This window comes from Eoetvoesiella caeni (genome assembly GCF_003315175.1).
In the GTDB taxonomy this organism is placed as follows: Bacteria; Pseudomonadota; Gammaproteobacteria; order Burkholderiales; family Burkholderiaceae_B; genus Eoetvoesia; species Eoetvoesia caeni.
This window is the reverse complement of record NZ_QNRQ01000003.1, coordinates 16,904-39,908: the sequence shown is the minus strand read 5'-3', so window position 1 is coordinate 39,908 and position 23,005 is coordinate 16,904. Positions and strand designations below refer to the sequence as shown.

Genomic DNA, 23,005 nt, shown 5'->3' with positions numbered 1-23,005 from the left:
ATCGTGTCAACCGTCAGTACGCAGCGCAAGGGCAAGCCTGCGCGGGCCAAGCCGCCCGCAGAATCCGCAAGTCCACAGCAAGGGTCGCTGGTCGAGCGCAAGCTGCAGCGGCTAGGGCTTATCGAGCCCCAGGACTTTGTCGTGCACCTGCCCATCCGCTACGAAGACGAGACGCAAATCGTTCCCATTGCATCGCTGCGTCCGGGGCAGAGCGGCCAAGTTGAAGCCGAGGTTTTGCGCAGCGAAGTCTTGTTTCGTCCGCGCCGGCAATTGTCCGCGCTGGTCGCCGACGACAGCGGCGAGCTGGCCTTGCGCTGGCTGAATTTCTACTCCAGCCAGCAAAAGCAATTGGCGGTCGGCAACCGGATCCGGATTCGAGGCGAGCTGCGCAGCGGTTTTCAAGGCCCCGAAATGGTGCATCCCAGGGTGACTGTTGCCGGGACGGCCTTGCCCAGCGCCTTGACCCCTGTCTATCCAACCACCGATGGCTTGTCGCAGCCTTCATTGCGGCGTGCCATAGACAAGGCCCTCGAGACCGCCGACCTTGAAGATACGCTTGGCCCGGAAATCCTCGGCCGCTATGGCCTGATTCCGTTTGCCCAGGCCATACGAGTACTGCATCATCCGCCGCCGGATGTGTCGTATTCCGACCTTATCGAACGCGGCCATCCCGCATGGCGGCGGATCAAGTTCGACGAGCTTTTGGCGCAGCAGCTTTCCCTGGCCCTGGCACGGGCGGCCCGCCTGAAGCAAAAGGCCAGGCCGCTTGCAGCCGGAGCAGGCCTCTTGCTGGCTTTGCGCGCCAACCTGCCGTTCCGGCTCACCGCCGCGCAAGAACGCGTGGCCTGCGAGATTTCAAACGATTTGCTGCGGGCTTTTCCCATGCATCGGCTGCTGCAGGGCGATGTCGGCAGCGGCAAGACGATAGTCGCCGCCTTGGCGGCGGCCCAGGCCATCGAGGCGGGCGCACAGGTGGCCATCATGGCGCCCACCGAAATCCTTGCCGAACAGCATTACTTGAAGCTGGCCGGCTGGCTGCAGCCTTTGGGTGTGGAAATCGCGTGGCTGACGGGCAGCCTGAGCATTAAGAAGCGCCGCGAAGCCGGCGAGCGCATTGCCAGCGGCCAGGCGCAATTGGTCGTCGGCACCCAGGCGTTGATTCAGGATAAAGTCGTCTTCGCCCAACTGGGCTTGATTGTGCTGGACGAGCAGCACCGGTTCGGCGTGGGCCAGCGCCTGCAGCTAAGCCGCAAAGGCGAAGCCGTGAAGGGCGGAACGGAATTCATACCGCATCAACTGAACATGAGCGCCACGCCCATACCGCGCACCCTGGCCATGACGTTTTTTGCCGATCTGGACGTTTCGGCCATCGACGAGTTGCCGCCGGGGCGCAGCCCCGTAGTGACCAAGCTGGTGGCCGATACCCGGCGCAGCGAGGTCGTGGCTCATGTGTCTACCGAAATCCGGGCGGGGCGCCAGGCATACTGGGTTTGCCCGCTGGTCGAGGAAAGCGAGGCGCTGCAGTTGCAGACCGCCGTCGATACCCATCTTTGGCTTACCCAGGCCTTGCCCGATGTGCGCGTGGGCCTGATCCATGGCCGCCTGAAGTCGGATGAAAAAGCCGCGATCATGGCTCAGTTTCGCCAGGGCGATATCGACGTACTGGTGGCCACGACCGTGATTGAGGTGGGTGTGGATATTCCGAATGCATCGCTGATGGTCGTCGAGCACGCCGAGCGCTTCGGCCTGGCGCAGTTGCATCAATTGCGCGGGCGGGTGGGGCGGGGCGGCAATCAGTCGGTGTGTGTCCTGATGTACCAGACTCCACTTTCCCAGATTGCGCGGCAGCGTCTTCGCGCCATGTACGAAACCACCGACGGTTTTGAAATTGCCCGGCGCGACCTGGAGCAGCGCGGGCCCGGCGAGTTTCTGGGCGTGCGGCAGTCGGGACAGGCGTTATTGCGGTTTGCCGACCTCGAGACCGACGCCTTGCTGGTCGGCCAGGCTCAGGAGCTGGCTGCCGAATTGCTTAAATCCGATATCGGCATGGCCAAGCGTCATTTGAAACGTTGGATGCGCGGCAAGCAAGATTTTTTGCGTACATGAATTTTTGATTCACTGGAACTGGCATGACATTGACTGAACTGAAATATATTGTGGCCGTGGCGCGCGAACGGCATTTCGGCCGCGCTGCGGATGCCTGCTTTGTCAGCCAGCCCACATTGTCCGTTGCCATACGCAAGCTTGAAGACGAGCTTGGCGTCGTCCTGTTCGAGCGCGGCGGTACGGAGATAGGCGTCACGCCCATCGGCCTGCGCGTGGTCGACCAGGCCCAGCGGGTGCTGGAAGAAGCCACGAACCTGAAAGAGATTGCGCGCCAGGGGCACGACCCTCTTGCCGGACCCTTGCGCGTGGGCGTGATTTACACCATCGGGCCTTATTTGCTGCCGCGCCTGGTGCCGGCGCAAATCAAGGTCACGCCGCAAATGCCTTTGATCCTGCAGGAAAACTATACGACGCGCTTGCTGGAATTGCTGCGCCAGGGCGAAATCGATTGCGCCATTGTGGCCTTGCCCATTCTTGACTCGGGACTGTCGGTGCAAGCTTTGTACGACGAGCCTTTTGTGGTTGCAGTGCCTCGGCAACACCCTTGGGCGCGGCTTCGAGAGATCAGCTCGAAGGACCTTAAAAACGAAACCATGCTGCTCCTGGGCACCGGGCACTGTTTTCGCGACCAGGTCCTTGAGGTGTGCCCCGAATTGTCCCGGTTTTCAGCTTCCAGCGAAGGCATCCAGCGCACTTTTGAAGGTTCATCGCTTGAAACCATACGGCATATGGTGGCGGCGGGCATCGGCATTACGGTGCTTCCGGCCAGCTCGTTGTCGGTGCAAAACCAGCAAAGCGACCTGCTGGCTTATGTCCCGTTCAAGAAGCCCATTCCCGATAGGCGCGTGGTCCTGGTCTGGCGCAAGAGTTTTCCGCGCCCGACCGCCATTCAGGCCTTGATTTCCGCCATCCATCAAAGCCGTCTGCCCGGGGTCACTTACCTTAACGATGAGCAAGCCACAGAGTTGCAACCCGCATAAACGTGGCCGCTCATGCTATCCTGATAACGCTTATTTCTAGTTTGGATATGGCGATTTTTAAGTAAGAACTGCATTTTTATTTAAGAATATCCAGTTTTGTTCACAACACCAGGAGTACTTATGGCTAAGAGTTCTGTAAAGACAAGTAAAGGCATGATGATCGACATCGGAATTTCCGAAAAAGATCGTGCGGCGGTGGCAGCCGAACTATCGAAAATGCTGGCCGATTCATACACACTTTATTTGACTACCCATAACTTTCACTGGAACGTGACGGGGCCGTTGTTCAACACCTTGCATCTGATGTTCATGACGCAATACACCGAAGAATGGCAGGCGCTGGACAGCATCGCCGAACGCATACGCGCGCTGGGTCACTACGCACCAGGCACTTATCGCGAATACGCCCAACTGTCGTCCATCAAAGAGCCTACTTCGGTACCCAACGCCGAAGAGATGATCGCGATTCTGGTCAAAGACAACGAAGCCGTCGCCAAAACCGCGCGAGCCGCCCTGAAACGCGCCGATGCGGCCGACGACCAGCCGACTGTCGACCTTCTGACCCAGCGCCTGGATATTCACGAAAAGAACGCGTGGATGTTGCGCAGCCTGCTGCAATAGGCTTGCCCATGGCCAGACCGCTATTCAGGGCACTGGCGCTGCTTGCCGGGTGCATTCTGGCGGTTGGCGCCCGGGCCGAGCCTCTTCGCATTGCGGTGGTCGGCCCGCTTACCGGGCCGGTTACCCAATACGGCAGCATGGTCCGGCAGGGCGTCGATACGGCGATAGAGCGAATCAACGCCGCCGGCGGTGTGCTGGGCCGCCAGCTTGAGGTTGCCGCCTATGACGACGGCTGCGAGTCCAAGCAAGGCCCTATTGTCGCCAACCGGGTTGTAAACGACGGCATACAGTATGTCGTCGGACCCGTCTGCTCGGGGCCCACCATTGCCGCTGCGGCCATCTACAATACCGAAGGCGTCGTCATGGTGACCCCTTCGGCCACTGCGCCGGCCGTAACGCAAGGAAAGCATTACGAATCCGTGTTCCGCACCATAGGCCGCGACGACCAGCAGGGTCCGGCTGCCGCCGAATTCATAGCCGAATCCATAAAGCCCAAAAAAGTGGCGGTGCTGCATGACAAGCAATCCTATGGTTTCGGCATAGCCAGCGCAGTCAAAAAAGGACTGGAACAAGCCGGTATCGACGTAGCGCTCTTTGAAGGCATCAATGCGGGCGACAGCGATTATTCGGCCATCATCACGCGCATCAAAAGCAGCCAGGCCGACTTTGTGTATTTTGGCGGCTACCATCCCGAAATGGGCCTGCTGCTGCGCCAAGGGGCCGAGCAAGGGCTCAAGGTTCAGTTCATGGGACCCGAGGGTGTGGGCAACCCTGACATCAATGCCATCGCCGGCGCCGCGGCCGAAGGCATGCTCATTACATTGCCGGCCGACTTATCCAGCGACCCGGCCAATGCCGCAATTACAAAAGCATTTCGCGATAAGCAGCGCGATCCCGGCGGCGCCTTCCAGCTTCCGGCGTACGCCGCGGTCCAGGTTCTGGCCGACAGCATACGGGCTGTCGGCGCCGACGACCCCATTGCCGTAGCGGCCTGGATGCACGCGCATTCATTCAAGACGCCGCTGGGTGAAATCGCGTGGGACGAGCAGGGCGATTTGCGTCATTTCAGGTTCGATGTGTTTCGGTGGCACCAGGACGGCACGAAAACCTTGTACAAATAGCCGGCAGCCAGGCTTCGATTGAAAAATCGTACAATACTGCACCATGAACCACGAACTCAAACTTGCTTTCATCGGCGGCGGCAATATGGCTTCCGCCCTGGCATCGGGCCTTATCGGCAAACGCTGCGGCGCGGACGACGTGCATATCATCGATGTGAACGAATCCGCACTCCAGCAATGGCGCGAAAAAGGCACCAGCGTTGCCGCGGCGCCCGACGCGGTGTTATCCCGTCAGCGCGTTTGGGTTTTTGCCGTCAAGCCTCAGGTCATGCGCGAAACGGTTGCCGCATGCAAGCCGTTTTTGCAGCCCGACACCTTGGTCATCAGCATTGCCGCGGGTATTTCCAGCCAGACTCTATCCGGCTGGCTGGGCGAGCCTGGCAAGCCCTGGACCCGGCTGGTTCGTTGCATGCCCAATACGCCCGCGCTGATCGGTGCGGGGGCAGCGGGTCTTATGGCCTTGCCCGGCGTAACCGACCAGGACAAGGCCCAGGCCCAATTGCTGTTCCGGGCCGTGGGTCAAACGTGCTGGGTCGACAGCGACGAGCAGATCGACGCCGTAACCGCATTGTCGGGCAGCGGTCCGGCTTATGTGTTTCTTTTTCTTGAAGCGCTCGTCGACGGCGCGGTCAAGCTGGGCTTGTCGGCCGAGCAGGCGCGCACTTTGGCATTGGCAACTCTCAATGGCGCCACCCAATTGGCGGCGCTCTCGCCCGAAACCCCCGCAACCCTGCGCGAACGGGTGACCTCCAAAGGAGGCACCACCGCTGCGGCGCTGGATATTTTCGCTCAACACCATTTTGCCGACGTCGTGCAACATGCCATGCAAGCGGCATTCGATCGCGCGGCCCAGCTTTCACAAGAGTTTTCCAAATGAATCAGTCCCGTAATTCGCGAACCTATTTTTCCATCACGCGCCTGCAGTTCTTTATTGCCGTGTGCGCCATGTGCGCCGTCGTCGTTGGCTCCAATATCCTGGTGCAGTATCCCATCAACCAATGGCTTACCTGGGGCGCGATTTCCTATCCGGTGGCCTTTCTTGTGTCGGACTTGCTCAATCGCCGCTTCGGCCCGGGTTCGGCCAGGCGCGTGGCCATCGTCGGTTTTGTGGTTGCGGTGGTTTTCTCGGTGTGGGTGGCCACGCCGCGCATCGCCCTGGCTTCGGGACTGGCGTTTTTGCTGGCCCAATTGCTGGACATCCAGGTGTTCGACCGCCTGCGCGAACAGCGCTGGTGGCGCGCGCCGCTGCTGGCCGGCGTTGCCGGCGCCACGCTGGATACCTTCATCTTTTTCAGCGTGGCCTTCGCCGGCACCGGCATAGACTGGGTGTCTTTGCTGACGGGCGACCTGGCTGTCAAACTGGTTGTAAACGCCACTATGCTGGTGCCGTTCCGCGCCTTGATGTGGAACCTGGCGCGGCCGCCGGTACTGGATTCCGGCCTGGCCGCACCCAAGGCATTGCACCGCCTTACGCCGTAGCGCGGCAGGGCAGGCTGGCGTGGCGGAATATATCCCACTGCTCGTTCAGCAATTGTTCAATGGGCTGTCCCTGGGCGCAATTTATGCCTTGATCGCCATAGGCTACACCATGGTGTACGGCATTATCGGCATGATCAATTTCGCCCACGGCGAAATTTACATGATAGGGGCGTATGCCGGCCTGGTCGCACTGTCGGCAGTGGGCATAAACAGCGGTTTGCCGATGGCTCTGGTAATTTTGCTCATGCTGGCCGTGGCAGCCGTCGTTACGGCGGCATACGGCTACGCCATCGAGAAAATCGCCTATGCGCCGGTCAGAGGGGGGCATAGGCTGGCGCCGTTGATCACCGCCATCGGCATGTCGATTTTCCTGCAGAACTGGGTGGCGATAGGGCAGGGGGCACGCGACGTTGCCGTCCCGGCCGTACTGCCGGGCTCGGTGCAATTTACCCTGGCAGATAGCAGTTTCCTCATCACCATGCCGTATTCGCGCCTGCTGATCATTGCCGTTACGGTGGTGCTTATGGCGGCTTTATCGCTTTATATCAGCCGCTCGCGCCTGGGCCGTGCTTCGCGTGCCTGTTCGCAAGATCTGCAAATGGCAAACTTGCTGGGCATAGACACCGGCCGCATCATTTCATTCACGTTCATCGTCGGCGCGGTGCTGGCAGCCGTGGGTGGCGTTCTTATCGCGCTGGCGATAGGCAAGCTCAACCCGTTCATTGGCTTTACTGTGGGGCTCAAGGCGTTTACCGCGGCCGTGCTGGGCGGCATCGGCAGCATCCCGGGCGCCATGCTGGGCGGAGTGCTGCTTGGCGTGACAGAAACCTTGGCGGCGGCTTATTTTTCTTCCGAATACAAGGATATTGTTGCCTTTGCCTTGTTGATACTGGTCCTGCTGTTTCGTCCTACAGGCTTGCTGGGCAAGCCCGAGATAGAAAAAGTATGAGGGCGGCCGATTTGAAAAATGCGCTGGTCGCGGCCATCCTGGCCGGCATCATCATTGCGCCGATATACGGAGTGCAGATAGTCCGGGCCGGGGCCGGTACGGCCTTGCAGCCCGATTGGCCCATGATCCTGGGCGGCATGGCACTCGTGTTTCTATTCCAGCTTTTCCGCCCGCTTGCGCTCGGCCCGCTGACCCAATGGCGTCTTAAAAGGCAACAGCTGCGCAGCGGTGAAGCGTGGGGGCCTTTTTTGCCGCCGGGCCGCCCCAAGGCAAAAAGCGCCCCCTCGGGGGGCAGCGAACCGCGCAGCGATGAAGCGTGGGGGCCTTTTTTGCCGCCGGGCCGCCCCAAGGCAAAAAGCGCCCCCTTGGGGGGCAGCGAACCGCGCAGCGGTGAAGCGTGGGGGCCTTTTTTGCCGCCGGGCCGCCCCAAGGCAAAAAGCGCCCCCTCGGGGGGCAGCGAACCGCGTAGCGGTGAAGCGTGGGGGCCTTTTTTCCCCCCGTTTGTTCGCCTTCGCCTCGTCGGCTTATGCGCATTGCTGCTGGCGGTAAGCCTTCCTTTCATCGCCGACCGCGCGCAGATCGATATCGCGACGCTGGCGCTTATCTATATAGTGCTGGGTCTGGGGCTGAATATAGTCGTGGGCTTTGCCGGCCTGCTTGACCTGGGCTATGTCGGCTTTTATGCAATCGGCGCGTATGCCTATGCCTTGCTTTACCATTGGGCCGGCTGGGGCTTTTGGCAGTCATTGCCGGTTGCGGGCTTTGCCGCGGCCATGTTCGGCTTTTTGCTGGGCTTTCCCGTGCTGCGTTTGCGCGGCGATTACCTGGCCATCGTCACCTTGGGATTTGGCGAAATTACCCGGCTGGTCCTGACCAATATGCAATCCATAACCAATGGCCCGGACGGTATAGCGGGGATCGCCAAGCCAACGGTATTCGGCCTGCCCATGACGCGCCGTGCACCTGAAGGGCAAATGACCTTTCATCAGTGGGCGGGTTGGGACTTCAGCACGCAAGACATGCTGGTCTATATGTACTTTCTGGCGCTTATCCTGGCGCTTTGCACCTTGCTGGTTACTTCGCGCCTGCAACGCATGCCCATAGGGCGGGCATGGGAGGCCTTGCGCGACGACGAGATCGCCTGCCGTTCCTTGGGTTTGAACCCCGCGCGCATCAAGCTGTCCGCGTTCACCCTGGGCGCCATGTTTGCGGGACTGGGCGGCGCCGTTTTTGCCGCTCGCCAGGGCCTGGTGAATCCCGAATCGTTTACCTTTACCGAATCGGCCCTGGTGCTGGCCATTGTGGTGCTGGGCGGCATGGGTTCGCAAGCGGGAGTCATCCTGGCTGCCATTGTGCTGACGATCGTTCCTGAACTGGCGCGCGAGCTGGTTGAATACCGGATGTTGATTTTCGGCCTGGTAATGGTGCTGATGATGATGTGGCGGCCCCAAGGGCTGCTGCCGGCCAGGCGGCCGCATGTGGAGCTGGAGCCATGAGCGCAGCTTTGTTGCGGGTACAGGGCTTATGCATGCGTTTTGGCGGCTTGCTGGCCGTCGATGATATCGCCTTCGATGTTGCCGCCCATGAGGTCTTTGCCATTATTGGACCTAACGGTGCCGGCAAAACCACCGTATTCAACTGCCTTAGCGGCTTTTACAAACCTAGTCATGGCACGGTCGCGCTTGGCGGCCACGAGGTCGCCGGTTTGTCCAGCCATGTCATGGCGCAAAAAGGCGTGGTGCGCACGTTCCAGAATGCGCGCTTGTTCAAGAGACTGACGGTGCTTGAGAATCTGCTGGTGGCCCAGCACCGGCATTTGCAAACGGGATTGCTGCCTGGTCTTTTGAAGCTGCGTTCCTATCGCGCCGCCGAGCGCGATGCTCTGGTTGCGGCCGCGCAATGGCTGGATTTCATGGATTTGCGCAGCTACGCCAACCGTCCGGCGGGGCAGTTGGCATACGGCCATCAGCGCAAGCTCGAGATTGCGCGCTGCATGGTCACCCGTCCACGCTTATTGCTGCTGGACGAACCTGCCGCGGGATTGAACCCGCGCGAAAAAGACGGCCTGCGGCAATTGATCGCACAACTGCGCACCGAATTCGGCGTGGCTATACTTTTGATAGAACATGATATGAGTCTCGTCATGGGCATTTCAGACCGCATCCTTGTCATGGACCACGGCAAATCCATCGCCATGGGCGTCCCCGAGGCGATTTGCGCGAATCCTGTCGTCATCAAGGCATACCTGGGAGAAGAGTGAATGCCTGCATTCAAGGCAGCCGGCCATACAGCCATTACATCCGCGCAGCGCCGGGCTTTGCCTGGCTTGATTCTATCGGCCGACCAGGCAGGACACTGATGCTCAGGCTGGAAAACATCTGCACGCATTATGGCGGCATCCAGGCCCTGGACGGCGTCAGCGTCGAGGTGAACCGCGGCGAAATCGTGGCGCTTATCGGTGCCAACGGAGCCGGCAAAACGACGCTGCTGATGACAATATGCGGGACGCCTCAGGCCAGCGCCGGCCGCATACTGTTCCAGGGCGACGACATTACCGCGCAGACCACCGCCGGGATCATGCGCCGCGGGATAGCGCTGGTACCCGAGGGGCGGCGGGTTTTCGCAAACATGACAGTAGCGGAAAACCTCAACATAGGAGGGTATTTCCTGAATAGGACGCAATTGTCCGAAGGCCTTGCCAAGGTGCATGAACTGTTTCCGCGCCTGCTGGAGCGCGCGCGGCAGCAGGCGGGCACGCTCTCGGGCGGGGAGCAGCAAATGTTGGCTATTGGGCGGGCCTTGATGAGCCGCCCGCGCTTGTTGCTGCTGGACGAACCTACGCTGGGCCTGGCGCCGCTGGTAATCCGGCAGATTTTCGAGGCGATCGGAGCCATCCGGGATACCGGCGTGACCGTGCTTCTGGTAGAGCAGAATGCCAGCAAGGCGCTGCAGCTGGCCGACAGGGCTTATGTCCTGGAAAGCGGACGGATCGTCCTGGCCGGCAGCGGAGCCGGCTTGCTTGCTAATGAGGCGGTGAAACGTGCGTACCTGGGGGGGCAGGATCAGCCTTCAGCGCCAGCCCGGCCAGCGCAATAGCGCAAAAGACGGCGCTGGCATAAAAAGTAAACGAGGCTCCAAGGCTATCCCACAGCAAGCCGGCAAGCACGCTGGCCAGCAACATGGCCATGCCGCTTACAAGGTTGAAGAAGCCATAGGCGGTGCCCCGCAAGTCGGCCGGCGCGGCATTGGCCACCATGGTGGCCAATAAGCCCTGCGTTATGCCCATATGAACGCCCCATAGAGCCACGCCGGCCAGCACCGCGGTCCAATGGTCGTTTATCGCCAGTACCAGGTCGGCCGCAATCAAAACCGCCAGGCCAAGCGCCAACAGCGTCTTGTGGCTCATGTGATCGGAGAGCTTGCCGAAGGGGTAGGCCGAAAAGGCGTAGATGACATTCATCGCGACCATGACCAGCGGCACCAATGCCACCGGTATGCCGCTTTGTTGCGCTCGCAATACGAGGAAGGCCTCGCTGAAGCGTGCCAACGTGAAAACGGCGCCAAGGCCGACCACCCACCAGTATGCGCGGCCAAGGCGTTCAAGGTTCTTGCGTTGCAGCGGGTTGCTGCGTTCGGGCGCCTGGGCGTGCCGCGGTTCGTGCACTCCAAAGAATAATAATGCAACCGCCATCAAGCCCGGAATCACGGCAACCCAGAACACCGAGCGAAAATCATCGGTCCACAGCAGCATCAAGCCCACGCCCAACAATGGGCCCGCAAATGCGCCTACCGTATCGAGCGACTGGCGCAAGCCGAACGCGGCTCCGCGCACATGCTGCGGCGTCAGGTCCGCCACCAGGGCATCGCGCGGCGCGCCTCGGATTCCTTTGCCCAGCCGGTCGATAAAGCGCGCGCCAAACACTAGGCCTACCGTCGGCGCCAGCGCGAACAAAGGCTTGCTCAGGGCGCCCAGCGCATAGCCGAACACCGCCAAGCCTTTTCTCTTGCCCAGATAGTCGCTCAAGGTTCCGGAAAACACTTTGACGATCAAGGCCGTAGACTCGGCGATTCCTTCAATGATGCCAACCTGAAGCACGCTGGCGCCAAGAACGCCAACCATGAACATCGGCAGCAAGCTGTGGATCATTTCCGAGGAAATATCCATCAGCAGGCTTACAAAGCCCAGTACCCACACGCCTCTGGGAATTTGCCCCAAGATACTTGCTGCCCGGGTCGGCATCATGCGAGCCTCTTGAAATGAGATATTTCTTGATCGGCAAAATCGGCCGGCGTCGTGCCGGCCGCGGAGATTGCATTTATCGTTGCCCGGTAAAGCGGCGGCCTGGAGACCGCAACGCGCGGCAGCTTCAACAGAAGCCGCCACGGCATTTCATTTCAGGCCAGGCCTTGCTTTTTAAGCGCTGCCTGCACGCCGGCGTCGGCGTCCATGCGGGTATAGAAGGCGGTCAGGTTCTGCATGTCGGAAAGATCGACTTGCTTTGCCTTGGCCCAGCGCTGGATGGTGTAGAGATAGGGGTCGGCAATAGAGCGGTTTTCTCCGGCCAGATAGGGTTTATTGGCCAGATCCTGGTTGGCGACGCCGAAAAGAAACTTGACGCGCTCTGTGGACTTGTCGACAAGAACCTGCTGAATGTTGGGATCGTCCGAATAACCCTGAGCGCCGAAGATCAATGAAAAAGTGCGGTGCAGGTCGGAATTGACGAATGACAGCCAGCGGCGCACTTCGGCGCGCTGCTCGGGCGTCTTGCCGTGCAATTGTGCTTCGGGATACTTCTCATTGAGGTATTCCATGATGGCAACATTCTGCGTAAGGGTAAGGTCGCCATCCGTAAACACGGGCACGGAACCGACGGGGTTCAGGGCAAGGAATTCGGGATCTTTCAGCGCAGTGCGTTCGACAAGCTGCAAGTCGTACGGCTTGCCTATCCATTCCAGAACTATTTGCGTTGCCAATGGGCAAGCGCCGGTCATGTAATACAGTTTCATTTGTCGTCCTAGTGTTGAGTTGTTGTAGCCTGAACCGCCGGTTCCCGCCCTGTTTGCAGCGATTTGCCGCCAAGTGGGCGAAAAATAGGCCGGGGCTCTTATTCTAGTACAGCGCAAAGGCAGTATTGAAGTGTTTCTGCGTTTAACATAGACGGTGTTTAAAACAATTTGCCCAGCCCTGATAAAAATCCGCCCAAGGCCGGATGCCGGGGCGCCCTGAAAAAGCCATGACAATACAACCGGATTTCTCTTTACACGGCCGCCTGGCCTTGATCACGGGCTCGACGCAAGGCCTGGGGTTTGCCATTGCGCAAGCCTATGCCGCGGCGGGGGCCAAGGTCATTATCAATGGGCGCAACGAAACGCGCGTCCTGAATGCCGTCGAGCAACTTGCCCGGCAAGGCTTTACGGCCTACCCGCTGGTCATGGACGTGGCCGGCCTGCACGAGATGCAAGACCGCTATGCACAGGTCTGCACCCAGTGGGGCACGCCCGACATCCTGGTCAACAATGTGGGAATAAGGCTGCGTAAATCCATGGCGGACGCCACGCTGGAAGAAATCGTCGAATTGATCAATGTCGACCTGGTGGCCGCAATCCAGTTGTCTCGGCTGGCGGCGCAAGCCATGGCAGAGCAGGCGCGGCCCGGCCGAATCATCACCATGACTTCGATCGCCGGGGGGCTGGCGCGCCTTGGCGATGCCGTTTACCCCATAGCCAAACAAGGCCTGACCGGCTTGATTCGCGCGCTGGCGGTTGAATACGGGCCGAGGCAGATAACCAGCAATGGCATAGCGCCCGGCAGTTTTGCCACTGAAACGAATCGGGCGCTTGCCGAGGATCCGGTCAGGGGGCCTGTTGTCATAGGCCGCAATCCGCTGGCGCGTTGGGCTCAGCCGCACGAAATTACCGGCGCCGCCGTTTTCCTGGCCTCGCCGGCTGCGTCGTATGTCAATGGGCATGTATTGGTCGTCGATGGCGGATTTTCAATTACGTTTTGAGTATTTAAATGACCATGAATCAAAGCGCCGGTTTCTTCCTTCAGGACGAGGCTACGCAAAGCAATCTTCTTCCACAGCCGCAGGCCGCCTCGCACAGCGGGCAAGAGGCGCCAGGACTGCGGCCCGGGGCCTTTACCGCACCGGTTCGTCTGGCCATCAACGGTTATGGCCGCATCGGGCGCTGCTTTCTGCGCGCCCTGAATGAATCGCCCTTCAGGAACCGGTTTCGCATCGTTGCCATCAACGAGCCCGCGGACCTGGCCAGCATGGCGTATTTGACGCGCTTCGATTCCACCCACGGAATCTTTCATGGCACAGTCGAGCAGGGCGCCGATTGCCTGATCGTCAACGGCGAAACCATCAGCGTGACGCATGCATCCAGGCCCGAGGACGTCGACTGGCAAAGCCTGGGCATCGATATGCTTGTCGAGTGTTCGGGCCGCTACGGCTCGCGCCCCGAACTCGAGCGTTTCTTGAAGGCGGGATGCCCCCGAGTGCTGCTTTCGCACCCGGGAAATAGCGCCGCCGACATCGACTTTACCATGGTGTACGGCATCAATCATCGGCAACTGCAAGGCGGCGAGCAATTGGTCTCGAATGCGTCGTGCACGACCAACGCCATCGTTCCGGTGTTGCAGTTGCTGGACGATGCATTCGGCATCGAGCAGGCCTGCCTGACCACTTTGCATTCGGTCATGAACGACCAGCCGCTCATCGACGGCTATCACAGCTCGGACCTGCGCCGCACAAGATCGGCCATGCAGTCCATAGTCCCCGTCTCCACCGGCTTGGCCAGGGGCGTCGAACGCCTCTTGCCGCAGTTGGCCGGCAAGGTGCAGGCCAAAGCCATACGCGTACCGACGCTTAACGTTTCAGCCATCGACCTGATGGCAAACCTTACTCGCAGCGCTACGCCCGGCGCACTTAACGCCTTGATGATGGAGGCCGCCAACGCCAGACCCGGACTGGCCGGGTATTCGGACAACCCACATGCATCGGTGGACTTCAACCACAACCCTTGCTCTTTCATCGTCGACGGCAGCCAGACGCGGGTCAACGGCACCAACCTGGCCAATCTATTCGTCTGGTTCGACAACGAATGGGGCTTTGTAAACCGCATGCTGGAAGCGGCCGGGATATGGGCGGCCAAATTCAGGCATGCCTAGCGGGCTTGCTTACCTTGATGGCACGCGGGTTAATCGCTGCCGTTTGCAAGAGCCGGCGTATAGTTGTTAATGTGACTACGGGCTCAATGCAAGCCTGGTCCTTTGATTTTTAACCGTATAAGGAATGGCCATGGCATCAACTCGTACCGAAACGGATTCAATGGGCGCAATCGAGGTGCCCGCCGAACGATATTGGGGCGCGCAAACCCAGCGCTCCATCGAAAACTTTCCTATCGGTGTCGATCGCTTCAAATGGCAGCGGCCTATTATCCGCGCTTTGGGCATCTTGAAGAAGGCCGCGGCCGAAGCCAATGCGGAACTGGGCGAATTGCCGCAGGACATTGCGCGGCTGGTCGTCCAGGCGGCGGACGAAGTAGAACAGGGCAGGCTCGATGCCGAATTCCCTTTGGTGGTTTTCCAGACCGGTTCGGGCACGCAGTCGAACATGAACGCCAACGAAGTCATCGCCAATCGCGCCATCGAACTGGGCGGAGGCCAGCGCGGCAGCAAAAGCCCGGTGCACCCCAACGATCATGTAAATCGCGGCCAGTCGTCCAACGACACATTCCCCACCGCCATGCATATTGCCGTGGCCCAGCAAGCCAACGACCATTTGTTGCCTTCCGTCCAGCGCCTGCACGACGTGCTGGCTGAAAAATCGCGTGCATTCGACACCGTGGTCAAGACAGGCCGCACGCACCTTCAGGACGCCACACCCATTACGCTGGGCCAGGAAATCGGGGCCTGGGTCGCACAAATTGAATTCTCGCTGCAGGCCGTACGCGCGGCGCTGCCGGGCATATACGATCTGGCCATAGGCGGAACCGCCGTGGGCACCGGCCTGAACGCCCATCCCCGTTTCGGCGAAACCGCCGCGGGGCACATCGCCCGCATTACAGGCTTGCCGTTTCAGGCGGCACCGAACAAATTCTTTGCTTTGTCGGCCCATGATGCGCTGGTCAACTTTTCGGCGGCGCTGCGCACCCTGGCCGGCGGCCTCATGAAAATGGCCAATGACGTTCGTTGGCTGGCCAGCGGGCCGCGCTGCGGCATAGGCGAGCTGATTATTCCCGATAACGAGCCGGGCTCGTCGATCATGCCGGGCAAGGTCAATCCTACGCAATGTGAGGCCATGACCATGGTTTGCGTGCAGGTATACGGCAACGACGCCGCCACGGCCTTTGCCGGCAGCCAGGGCAATTTCCAACTGAACGTGTTCAAGCCCGTCATGGTGCATAACGTGCTTGAAAGCATAGAACTGCTGGGCGATGCTTGCGCGGCTTTCACAGACCATTGCGCGCTGGGCATCGAACCCAATCTAGAACAAATCGAGCACAACCTCGAAAAAAACCTGATGCTGGTAACGGCCTTGAATCGCCATATCGGCTACGACCGGGCGGCGGCCATTGCAAAGAAGGCCCAGAAAGAAAAGACTACGCTGCGCGCCGCCGCGCTGGAACTGGGCTTTGTTACCGACCAGCAGTACGACGAATGGATAGTGCCTATCGATATGACGCATAGCGGCTGACAAAACAGCTATGCGCCCGATGCGCCGGTTCATCAGTTAGCCGGTCCTTTCGAAATAGATGCGAGGCAGGCCATGGTTAAACATGTTCAAATCCGCAGGGCCTACGAGGCCCCTGATGCTGGCGACGGTTTTCGGGTATTTGTCGATAGGCTATGGCCGCGAGGGCTTTCCAAAGAAGACTTCAAGTTCGATCTATGGTGCAAAGATCTTGCACCCAGCCCTGCCTTGCGAACCTGGTTTGGCCACAAGGTGGAGCACTGGGAGGGCTTTCAAGAGAATTACCAGCAAGAGTTGCGTACACCCGAGCAGCGCAAGCTAATGCGCGAAGTCGCCGAACAGGCGGATGGCGCCACCATAACCTTGGTGTACGGCGCCAAGGATACCCAGCACAACCATGCCTTGATCCTGGCCGACGAAATGAACCGCGTGCTGAAGACCAAACCCCGGAAGTCCTGAAGCCTGGTGCAAGCCCGTAACCCCAACGGACTATACTGGCCTCAGAACGGTACGGCGCAAGCCGTGCCGGACAACATTAGGAGCCCCACATGCGCAGGGTACTCCCGCGACCCTCTTCACGCAGCCCCTGCATCAGCCTGATGCGGTTGTTGTCGTTCATGGCGCTTGCGCTATTCGCCGCTATAAATGCATATAAAGGGTTCGCCCAGCCCAGCACGCCTTTGGTTGTCGAGGTACGAGTCGACGGCATTATCAGCCCGGCCAGCGCCGATTTTATTGTGCGGGGCCTTGAGCAAGCGGCCAAGGACAAAGCCGAGCTATTCGTCATACAGCTTGACACGCCCGGCGGCCTGGATACCTCCATGCGCACCGTTGTCCGCCAGATCCTGGCTTCGCCCGTGCCTGTCGCCACTTTTGTCGGGCCCGCGGGCGCGCGGGCGGCCAGCGCAGGCACATTCATTCTGTATGCCAGCCATATCGCGGCCATGACGCCGGCCAGCAATCTGGGAGCGGCTTCGCCGGTCCAAATCGGCGGCTCGCCGCAGCCGGCCGTGCCGGCAACGCCTGCCACTGCGCCCAAAGCGCAACAAGGCGGCGACGAAGGCGATACTCCCGCTAAAGATGCCAAGGCCGGGACGTCGGCGGCACACGGCGACACGATGATGAACAAGGTCACCAATGACGCCGCCGCCTACATACGCAGCCTGGCGCAATTGCGTGGACGCAATATCAAGTTCGCCGAAAGCGCCGTGCGGGACGCCGCCAGCATGTCGGCCTCCGAGGCGCTGGATGCCCATGTCGTCGATTTCGTCGCCAGCGACCTGGGCGACTTGCTCAAGCAGGTTGATGGGCGGGAAGTGAAGCTGACTACGGGCACCACGGTGCTGCATACGCTTGATGCGCGCATCCAGACCATAGAGCCGGGCTGGCGTTATCAGTTGCTGGCTCTTATCGCTAACCCGCAGGTGGCGCTGGTGCTGCTGATGGTGGGCATCTATGGCTTGTTCTACGAGATGCTCAACCCGGGCCTGGCCTTGCCCGGCGTGGCGGGCTTTATATGCTTGTTGCTAGGCCTGTATGCCTTCCAGTTGCTGCCTGTCAGTTGGACTGGAGTAGGACTGCTTGCGCTTGGCATATCATTGATGGTCGCCGAGGCCTTCCTGCCCAGCTTCGGCGTTATCGGGGCCGGTGGTGTCGTGGCATTTGTTTTAGGCGGCCTGTTCCTGACCGATACGGGCATTCCGGAGTTCGATTTGTCCATACCTTTTCTGGTTGCCGTGGCTCTGTGCAGCGTGGCGTTTTTGATTATTGTGGGCGCCGTGGCCGCCCGGGCCCACAAGCATCCGGTCGTAAGCGGCCGTGAAGACATGCTGGGTCAAGAGGGAGTCGTGGCCTCGGTTGGGCGAACGGCCGTCTATGCCAGTATCCATGGCGAAAGTTGGCGGGTTCGATGCCCCGATTCACTGCAAGAGGGAGACCAAGTGCGCGTCAAGGCCCTTGACGGGCTAACCCTTCTCGTCGAGCGTATCAAGGCTGGGCCTTGATTTCATTTCAATTTTGCCGCAAGCCCTGAGGCCGGCCGCGAAAAGGAGAAATACACATGCCTTATATCTTCAGTTTTTATGGTCTGAACATCGGTTTGCTGACCATCGTGGTCATTATTCTGCTGGTGTTGTTCAATGCGCTAAAGATTCTGCGCGAATACCAGCGCGGCGTTATTTTTACACTGGGCCGCTTCACCAAGGTAAAAGGCCCGGGCCTGATTTTCATAATTCCTGGAGTGCAGCAAATGGTCCGGGTGGACTTGCGCGTGGTCACCATGGACGTGCCCAGCCAGGACGTCATTTCACGCGACAACGTTTCAGTCAAGGTGAACGCGGTACTGTATTTTCGCGTGATCTCGCCTGAGAAGGCCATTATCCAAGTCGAACGCTACCTGGAGGCCACCAGCCAGCTTGCGCAGACTACGCTGCGTGCCGTGTTGGGCAAGCACGAGCTGGACGAAATGCTCTCCGAGCGCGAAAAGCTGAATCTGGATGTACAGAAAATACTGGATGAGCAAACCGACTCATGGGGTATCAAGGTGACCAATGTGGAAATCAAGCACATCGACTTGAACGAGAACATGATACGTGCCATTGCGCGCCAGGCCGAGGCCGAGCGTGAGCGTCGCGCCAAAGTCATTCATGCCGAAGGCGAAAAGCAGGCGGCGCAGGCTCTGATGGAAGCCGCGGAAACCTTGGCGCGGCAGCCTTCGGCAATGCAATTGCGTTATTTGCAGACATTGACGCAGGTCGCTGGCGACAAGTCTTCGACGCTGATCTTCCCGGTGCCGGTCGACTTATTGTCTGGCTTGATGGAGCGCAGGGCCGCGCCCAGCACGCCGACGGTACCGCCCGCGCCGGAGACCCCGCCGCTGCAGCCCGACTTGCCCCGAAGAATCGACCCCGTTGCCTGAGGCGCCCGCATTGGCCCAGGCGGTGTCCGCACCGCCCAGAGCCGGTACTATTTGATCAAGGTAACGGGAAGATCGGTCAGGCTGAGTACCTTGGTTGTGATCGACCCCAGGACCAGCCCTTTGATATAGCCCATTCCGCGCGTGCCCATCACGATGTGATCGCATTGATGCGACTTGGCATATTCGACGACGGTCTCTGCAACAGGGCCGACCTGGACGCTGACATTTGCCGCGGCCCCGGACTTTTCAAGCATTTCGCGCGCCGACGCCAACGCCTTTTCGCCTTCTTCGTTGTAGTAATCGTCTATGGTTTCTGCCGGAACGAAACGCTTCACGTTACCCGACAGTATGGGAGGCTGTACGGAAATAACGTGCAACCGGGCCGACGTGTCGTTCTTTAGAAAATTCAACGCGGCCTGAAGCGCATTCAACGAGGATGGGGAGCCGTCGACGGGAACAAGTAATGCAGTCATGGGGAGCCTTGGTTTTCAAAAAGGAAACAATAAAATGGGTGCGGTATAAGCGCCTTGCGCCGGTTGGCAGGAATGTGCCCAAATCGCCAGCCCGCCCTCAGCGCTTTGTTTCATCTTAAAGAAATTGCGTTTTGCAGTCATGATTAATATCAAGGGCCGCCGTAAAGACCGGCATGCCGCCTTCGGGATCATGCTTTTCTGCTGGCGTTTATTTCACGTAGACTTTCTGCAACAAGGCAATAAGCTGACGCCGCTCGGCGCCGTTTAGCATTGCAGTCGCTTCGCTTTCCAGTGCCGCCGCGGTTTTTTCGGCTTCGCGGCAAAGTGGCAGGCCGTCTACGGTCAACGACAATGTTTGTACGCGTTTATCGCTAAGACTGCGCTCGCGGGCGATCAGTCCCCGCGACTCAAGCCGGTCCAGTATGGGGGCCAGGTTGGGGGCCGAAACACCTATGCCTTCCGCAACGCGTTTCTGGCTTACGTCGGGATTGGCGCGCAACAGGCTAAGTACCGCAAAGTCGCCGGGGCGCAAATGAAATGCCGCCATTCGCGGATGGGAAAACGGGTCCAGCGCCGCGGAGGCGCGGCGGCAGTGGTAGCCCACGAGGCTGGCCATCATGTTTTGATTCAACTCGGCCTCGTTCTGGTCCTCAGAGAGATCAAATTTTGCTTTCATGCCTGCTTCTGATACCGGTGTCCTGTTTGGCCGGATGGAGGGCGGCTGAATCGACAGCCGCGTCGCGCCCTCAAACCGGTTCGGCCTGCTGTCCGGCAAACCATTGGGCAAACTCAATAAAATACTGCATGCTTTGAGGGTTGGACATGGCGTCGGGACTGGCTACTTTCTCAGCGGGCGCCCCCAGCAGCAGCTTGCGTACCGGCAATTCCATTTTCTTGCCCGTCAAGGTTCGTGGAATTTCGCTTACCTGATAGATTTCGTTGGGTACATGGCGGGCCGAGGCCTTGGTACGCACCTGGTTCTTTATACGTGTCTTCAGCTCATCGCTTAATTCGACGCCTGGGGCCGTCACCACGAACAACGGCATGAAAGAAGGTCGTCCCAGGTACTCAAGGTCCACGACCAGGCTGTCCTTGACTTCGGGCAGCTCTTCCACCACGCGGTAGATTTCGGCGGTGCCCATGCGTATGCCATAGCGGTTGATGGTCGTGTCCGAACGGCCGTAAATGATCGAAGTTCCGCGCTCGGTGAAAAGAATCCAGTCGCCATGGCGCCAGACGCCGTCGAATTCTTCGAAGTAGCTTTCGCGGTAGCGTTTGCCGCCTTCGTCCGCCCAGAAATATAAAGGCATGGACGGCATGGGCTGGGTAATGACCAGCTCGCCGACTTCGTTCAGCACGGGCTTGCCGGCCTCGTTAAAGGCATAGGCGGCCACGCCAAGTTCGCGGCATTGGATTTCGCCGGCATTGACGGGCAAATTAGGTGCGCTGGCAACAAAACCCGAAGCGATATCAGTACCGCCGCTGATAGAGGCCAGCCAGAGGTCGGCCTTGACATTGGCATAGACCCATTCATAGGCGTCCAGCGGCAGCGGCGAACCGGTGGAGGTAATGGTTCGCAGCGCGTCGAAGAGGGCGTCGCGGTTAGGCACCAGGCCTTCCTTCATGTTCTGGATAAGGAACGCCGCGCCGCAGCCGAAATGTGTAATGGCCTGCTCGTCGATAAAACGCCACAACGTGGACGCATCGGGCCAGGTCGGGTTGCCGTCGTACTGGATGACGGTTGCGCCCGAAAGCAGGCCGCCGACCATCAGGTTCCAGACTATCCAGCCCGTGCTGCCCAGGAACATAAAGCGGTCGCCGGGGCGCACATCGTGCTGTAGCTGCATGGTTTTCAAGTGCGTAAGCACGATGCCGCCGTGGCCGTGCACCATGGCTTTGGGCATGCCCGTGGTGCCGGACGAATAGACTATCCAAAGAGGATGATCGAACGGCAGGCGGGTATATTCCATTTGCGCCGGCCGCGCCGTGGCGTCCTCCCAGGATACGGCTGACGGCCATGCCGGAACTTGCGGCGCTGCGCTGGGGCCGGCCACATGCACCACGGTTTCTATGGAAGGCAGCTTTTCGATCAGTTCGGTTACGACCGCGCTGCGATCATGCACTTTGCCGTTATAACTGTAGCTGTCGACGGCGAACATGACCTTGGGCGCGATTTGCTGGAAGCGGTCCACCACCACGGACACGCCCATTTCGGGCGAGCAACTGGACCAGATGGCGCCTATGCTGGCACAGGCCAGAAACGCAATAACGGTTTCGGGCAGATTGGGCATATAAGAAACCACGCGGTCGCCCGCCTGCACGCCCATTTCCCGCAGGCGCGCGGCCAGCGCGCCGGTACTTTGTTCCAGCTGCGCCCATGAAACCTCTCGTAAAGGCCGGTTTTCGTAGCGCGAGATCAGGGCGGGGCGGTCTGACGACGCATTGCGAAAAACATGTTCGGCATAATTCAGCCTGGTATCCGGAAACCATTGCGCGCCGGGCATGCTGCGCGCGGCCAGCACCCGCGAGGGATCACCGTCGGCTTGAATGCTGAAGAACTGCCAAATGGACGACCAGAAGCCGTCCAGGTCGTCGACCGACCATTGCCACAAGGATTGGTAATCATCGAGATTTCGGCCTCGCTGCGTGGCAAGCCACTGCATATAGTCCGCCAGGCGCGTTGCGCTGATTTGTTCGGAACTGGGACGCCAGAGTTCGTCGCCTTGATTGATTGCCATCGGGATTGCTTCCTGCCTAGTGGTAGTTGGTAGTTGATTATGGGATTTAATCATTATGATTCAGAACTAAATTAAACTGTAGCTAGGGATAGCGATAGTATCGGCTTAAGCCGGACCCAAAACATGTCAAGAGGGCACGGGCTGCGCTTCGCCGTCGCCTCCCGGATGTTGTCAGGCGAGATGCCCTGGCGTATAGTAGATTCACTCCAAAACGCACTCAAAGGGACGTCATGAGCACATACCAAATAGCCGTCGTGGTAGGCAGCCTTCGCAAGGATTCCAACAATCGCAAACTGGCACATGCCATCGTCAAGCTGGCGCCTGCCGAATTCTCGTTCAAGGAAGTTGAAATTGGCGACCTGCCTCTTTACAACCAGGATCAGGACGGCAATCAGGCAGACTCCGTCAAACGCCTGAAAAGCGAAATCTCGGCGTCCCAAGGCGTTTTGTTTGTCACCGCCGAATACAACCGTTCCATTCCGGGTGTGCTTAAAAACGCATTGGATAACGCATCGCGCCCCTATGGGCAAAGCGCATGGGCGGGGAAGCCGGCCGGGGTTCTTGGCTCGTCCATTGGTGCAATAGGCTCCGCCTTGGCACAGCAACACCTGCGCAATGTCCTGGCTTACCTGAACATGCCTACGCTAGGCCAGCCAGAAGCTTTCATTCACATTACCGAAGGCTTTTTCGACGCTTCCGGAAACTTCGCAAATGAAAGCACCAAGAAATTCCTGCAATCCTGGATGGACGCCTATGTAGCCTGGGTCAAGAAACACGCTTAGGCTTTATGGCCCAGGTCCGGGCCGCGTAACCCTACGGGTGCTCCGTAGCGGTGTGCCGCCGGAATTCCATCCGCCGGTACGCATCAAAAAGAACCCGCCGAGGCGGGTTCTTTTTGGTCGTCGACCTCAGTGCCGGATTT

At 59.5% G+C, this 23,005-nt stretch carries 23 protein-coding genes; 17 read left to right on the top strand and 6 right to left on the bottom strand.

All coding sequences use genetic code 11. From position 1 onward, the window contains the following. Positions 1-87 precede the first annotated feature (87 nt). The 10 genes from recG (at position 88) to DFR37_RS06705 (ending at position 10,352) form a co-directional block, all read left to right on the top strand. On the top strand, positions 88-2,106 hold the full coding sequence (gene recG / locus DFR37_RS06755) for an ATP-dependent DNA helicase RecG (RefSeq protein WP_218951442.1): 2,019 nt from the start codon (positions 88-90) through the stop codon (positions 2,104-2,106). A gap of 23 nt (positions 2,107-2,129) precedes the next feature. Beyond that, the gene (locus DFR37_RS06750; protein ID WP_113932483.1) at positions 2,130-3,086 is read left to right on the top strand and encodes a LysR substrate-binding domain-containing protein; all 957 of its coding nucleotides are present in this window, start codon (positions 2,130-2,132) and stop codon (positions 3,084-3,086) included. A gap of 120 nt (positions 3,087-3,206) precedes the next feature. Then, the gene (locus DFR37_RS06745) at positions 3,207-3,707 is read left to right on the top strand and encodes a Dps family protein (protein WP_113932482.1); all 501 of its coding nucleotides are present in this window, start codon (positions 3,207-3,209) and stop codon (positions 3,705-3,707) included. 8 nt (positions 3,708-3,715) lie between these two features. After that, positions 3,716-4,828: a high-affinity branched-chain amino acid ABC transporter substrate-binding protein gene (locus DFR37_RS06740; protein ID WP_113932845.1), complete on the top strand. Its 1,113-nt coding sequence runs from the start codon at positions 3,716-3,718 to the stop codon at positions 4,826-4,828. Positions 4,829-4,871: 43 nt separating this feature from the next. Further along, positions 4,872-5,705: a pyrroline-5-carboxylate reductase gene (proC, locus tag DFR37_RS06735; protein ID WP_113932481.1), complete on the top strand. Its 834-nt coding sequence runs from the start codon at positions 4,872-4,874 to the stop codon at positions 5,703-5,705. After that, the gene (locus tag DFR37_RS06730) at positions 5,702-6,307 is read left to right on the top strand and encodes a VUT family protein (RefSeq protein WP_113932480.1); all 606 of its coding nucleotides are present in this window, start codon (positions 5,702-5,704) and stop codon (positions 6,305-6,307) included. Before proC ends, DFR37_RS06730 begins: the two co-directional genes overlap by 4 nt. 19 nt (positions 6,308-6,326) lie before the next feature. After that, entirely contained in the window at positions 6,327-7,256 is a 930-nt protein-coding gene (locus DFR37_RS06725; protein WP_113932479.1) for an ABC transporter permease subunit, read from the top strand. Beyond that, positions 7,253-8,752, top strand: a complete 1,500-nt coding sequence (gene livM / locus DFR37_RS23275) for a high-affinity branched-chain amino acid ABC transporter permease LivM (protein ID WP_242341766.1) — start codon at positions 7,253-7,255, stop codon at positions 8,750-8,752. The genes DFR37_RS06725 and livM overlap by 4 nt, the downstream gene beginning before the upstream one ends. Next, positions 8,749-9,516 carry a high-affinity branched-chain amino acid ABC transporter ATP-binding protein LivG gene (livG, locus tag DFR37_RS06710; protein WP_113932478.1) on the top strand — a complete coding sequence of 256 codons (768 nt, stop codon included), beginning with the start codon at positions 8,749-8,751 and terminating at the stop codon, positions 9,514-9,516. Before livM ends, livG begins: the two co-directional genes overlap by 4 nt. A 98-nt stretch (positions 9,517-9,614) precedes the next feature. Then, positions 9,615-10,352 carry an ABC transporter ATP-binding protein gene (locus DFR37_RS06705; protein WP_113932477.1) on the top strand — a complete coding sequence of 246 codons (738 nt, stop codon included), beginning with the start codon at positions 9,615-9,617 and terminating at the stop codon, positions 10,350-10,352. Here DFR37_RS06705 and DFR37_RS06700 read toward each other — a convergent pair. Together DFR37_RS06700 and DFR37_RS06695 are read right to left on the bottom strand one after the other, a co-directional pair. Beyond that, positions 10,279-11,499 (bottom strand): MFS transporter, encoded by a 1,221-nt coding sequence (locus tag DFR37_RS06700; protein WP_211317227.1) that lies wholly within the window; start codon positions 11,497-11,499, stop codon positions 10,279-10,281. The two genes, DFR37_RS06705 and DFR37_RS06700, sit on opposite strands and share 74 nt — an antisense overlap. Before the next feature lie 152 nt (positions 11,500-11,651). Continuing rightward, positions 11,652-12,263, bottom strand: a complete 612-nt coding sequence (locus DFR37_RS06695; protein WP_113932476.1) for a glutathione S-transferase family protein — start codon at positions 12,261-12,263, stop codon at positions 11,652-11,654. A 227-nt stretch (positions 12,264-12,490) separates the two neighbouring features. On the opposite strand from DFR37_RS06695, the gene DFR37_RS06690 reads away from it, so the two are divergent. The 6 genes from DFR37_RS06690 to DFR37_RS06665 all read left to right on the top strand — a co-directional run bounded on the left by DFR37_RS06690 (position 12,491) and on the right by DFR37_RS06665 (position 18,872). Beyond that, the gene (locus DFR37_RS06690) at positions 12,491-13,264 is read left to right on the top strand and encodes an SDR family oxidoreductase (protein ID WP_113932475.1); all 774 of its coding nucleotides are present in this window, start codon (positions 12,491-12,493) and stop codon (positions 13,262-13,264) included. Between the two features lie 8 nt (positions 13,265-13,272). Next, positions 13,273-14,430: a type I glyceraldehyde-3-phosphate dehydrogenase gene (locus tag DFR37_RS06685; RefSeq protein ID WP_242341767.1), complete on the top strand. Its 1,158-nt coding sequence runs from the start codon at positions 13,273-13,275 to the stop codon at positions 14,428-14,430. Positions 14,431-14,560: 130 nt separating this feature from the next. Continuing rightward, a complete protein-coding gene (gene fumC / locus DFR37_RS06680) occupies positions 14,561-15,958 on the top strand; it encodes a class II fumarate hydratase (protein WP_113932474.1) in 1,398 nt (465 codons plus the stop codon). 72 nt (positions 15,959-16,030) lie between these two features. Further along, on the top strand, positions 16,031-16,414 hold the full coding sequence (locus DFR37_RS06675; protein ID WP_113932473.1) for a DUF488 domain-containing protein: 384 nt from the start codon (positions 16,031-16,033) through the stop codon (positions 16,412-16,414). A gap of 89 nt (positions 16,415-16,503) precedes the next feature. Further along, on the top strand, positions 16,504-17,958 hold the full coding sequence (locus DFR37_RS06670; protein WP_242341768.1) for an NfeD family protein: 1,455 nt from the start codon (positions 16,504-16,506) through the stop codon (positions 17,956-17,958). 56 nt (positions 17,959-18,014) lie between these two features. Further along, the gene (locus DFR37_RS06665; RefSeq protein WP_113932471.1) at positions 18,015-18,872 is read left to right on the top strand and encodes a slipin family protein; all 858 of its coding nucleotides are present in this window, start codon (positions 18,015-18,017) and stop codon (positions 18,870-18,872) included. A 47-nt stretch (positions 18,873-18,919) separates the two neighbouring features. Here the strand turns inward: DFR37_RS06665 and DFR37_RS06660 are convergent, their stop codons facing one another. The 4 genes from DFR37_RS06660 to DFR37_RS06650 form a co-directional block, all read right to left on the bottom strand. Next, positions 18,920-19,345 (bottom strand): universal stress protein, encoded by a 426-nt coding sequence (locus DFR37_RS06660; RefSeq protein ID WP_113932470.1) that lies wholly within the window; start codon positions 19,343-19,345, stop codon positions 18,920-18,922. Positions 19,346-19,360: 15 nt separating this feature from the next. Continuing rightward, on the bottom strand, positions 19,361-19,486 hold the full coding sequence (locus DFR37_RS23420; protein ID WP_276330267.1) for a hypothetical protein: 126 nt from the start codon (positions 19,484-19,486) through the stop codon (positions 19,361-19,363). Between the two features lie 67 nt (positions 19,487-19,553). Then, entirely contained in the window at positions 19,554-20,021 is a 468-nt protein-coding gene (locus DFR37_RS06655; RefSeq protein WP_242341769.1) for a MarR family winged helix-turn-helix transcriptional regulator, read from the bottom strand. Positions 20,022-20,091: 70 nt separating this feature from the next. Then, on the bottom strand, positions 20,092-22,083 hold the full coding sequence (locus DFR37_RS06650; RefSeq protein ID WP_113932469.1) for an acetoacetate--CoA ligase: 1,992 nt from the start codon (positions 22,081-22,083) through the stop codon (positions 20,092-20,094). 230 nt (positions 22,084-22,313) lie between these two features. Between DFR37_RS06650 and DFR37_RS06645 the strand changes: the two genes are divergently transcribed. Continuing rightward, complete coding sequence (locus DFR37_RS06645) at positions 22,314-22,865, top strand: NADPH-dependent FMN reductase (RefSeq protein ID WP_113932468.1); 552 nt, start codon at positions 22,314-22,316, stop codon at positions 22,863-22,865. The last annotated feature ends 140 nt before the right edge of the window (positions 22,866-23,005 follow it).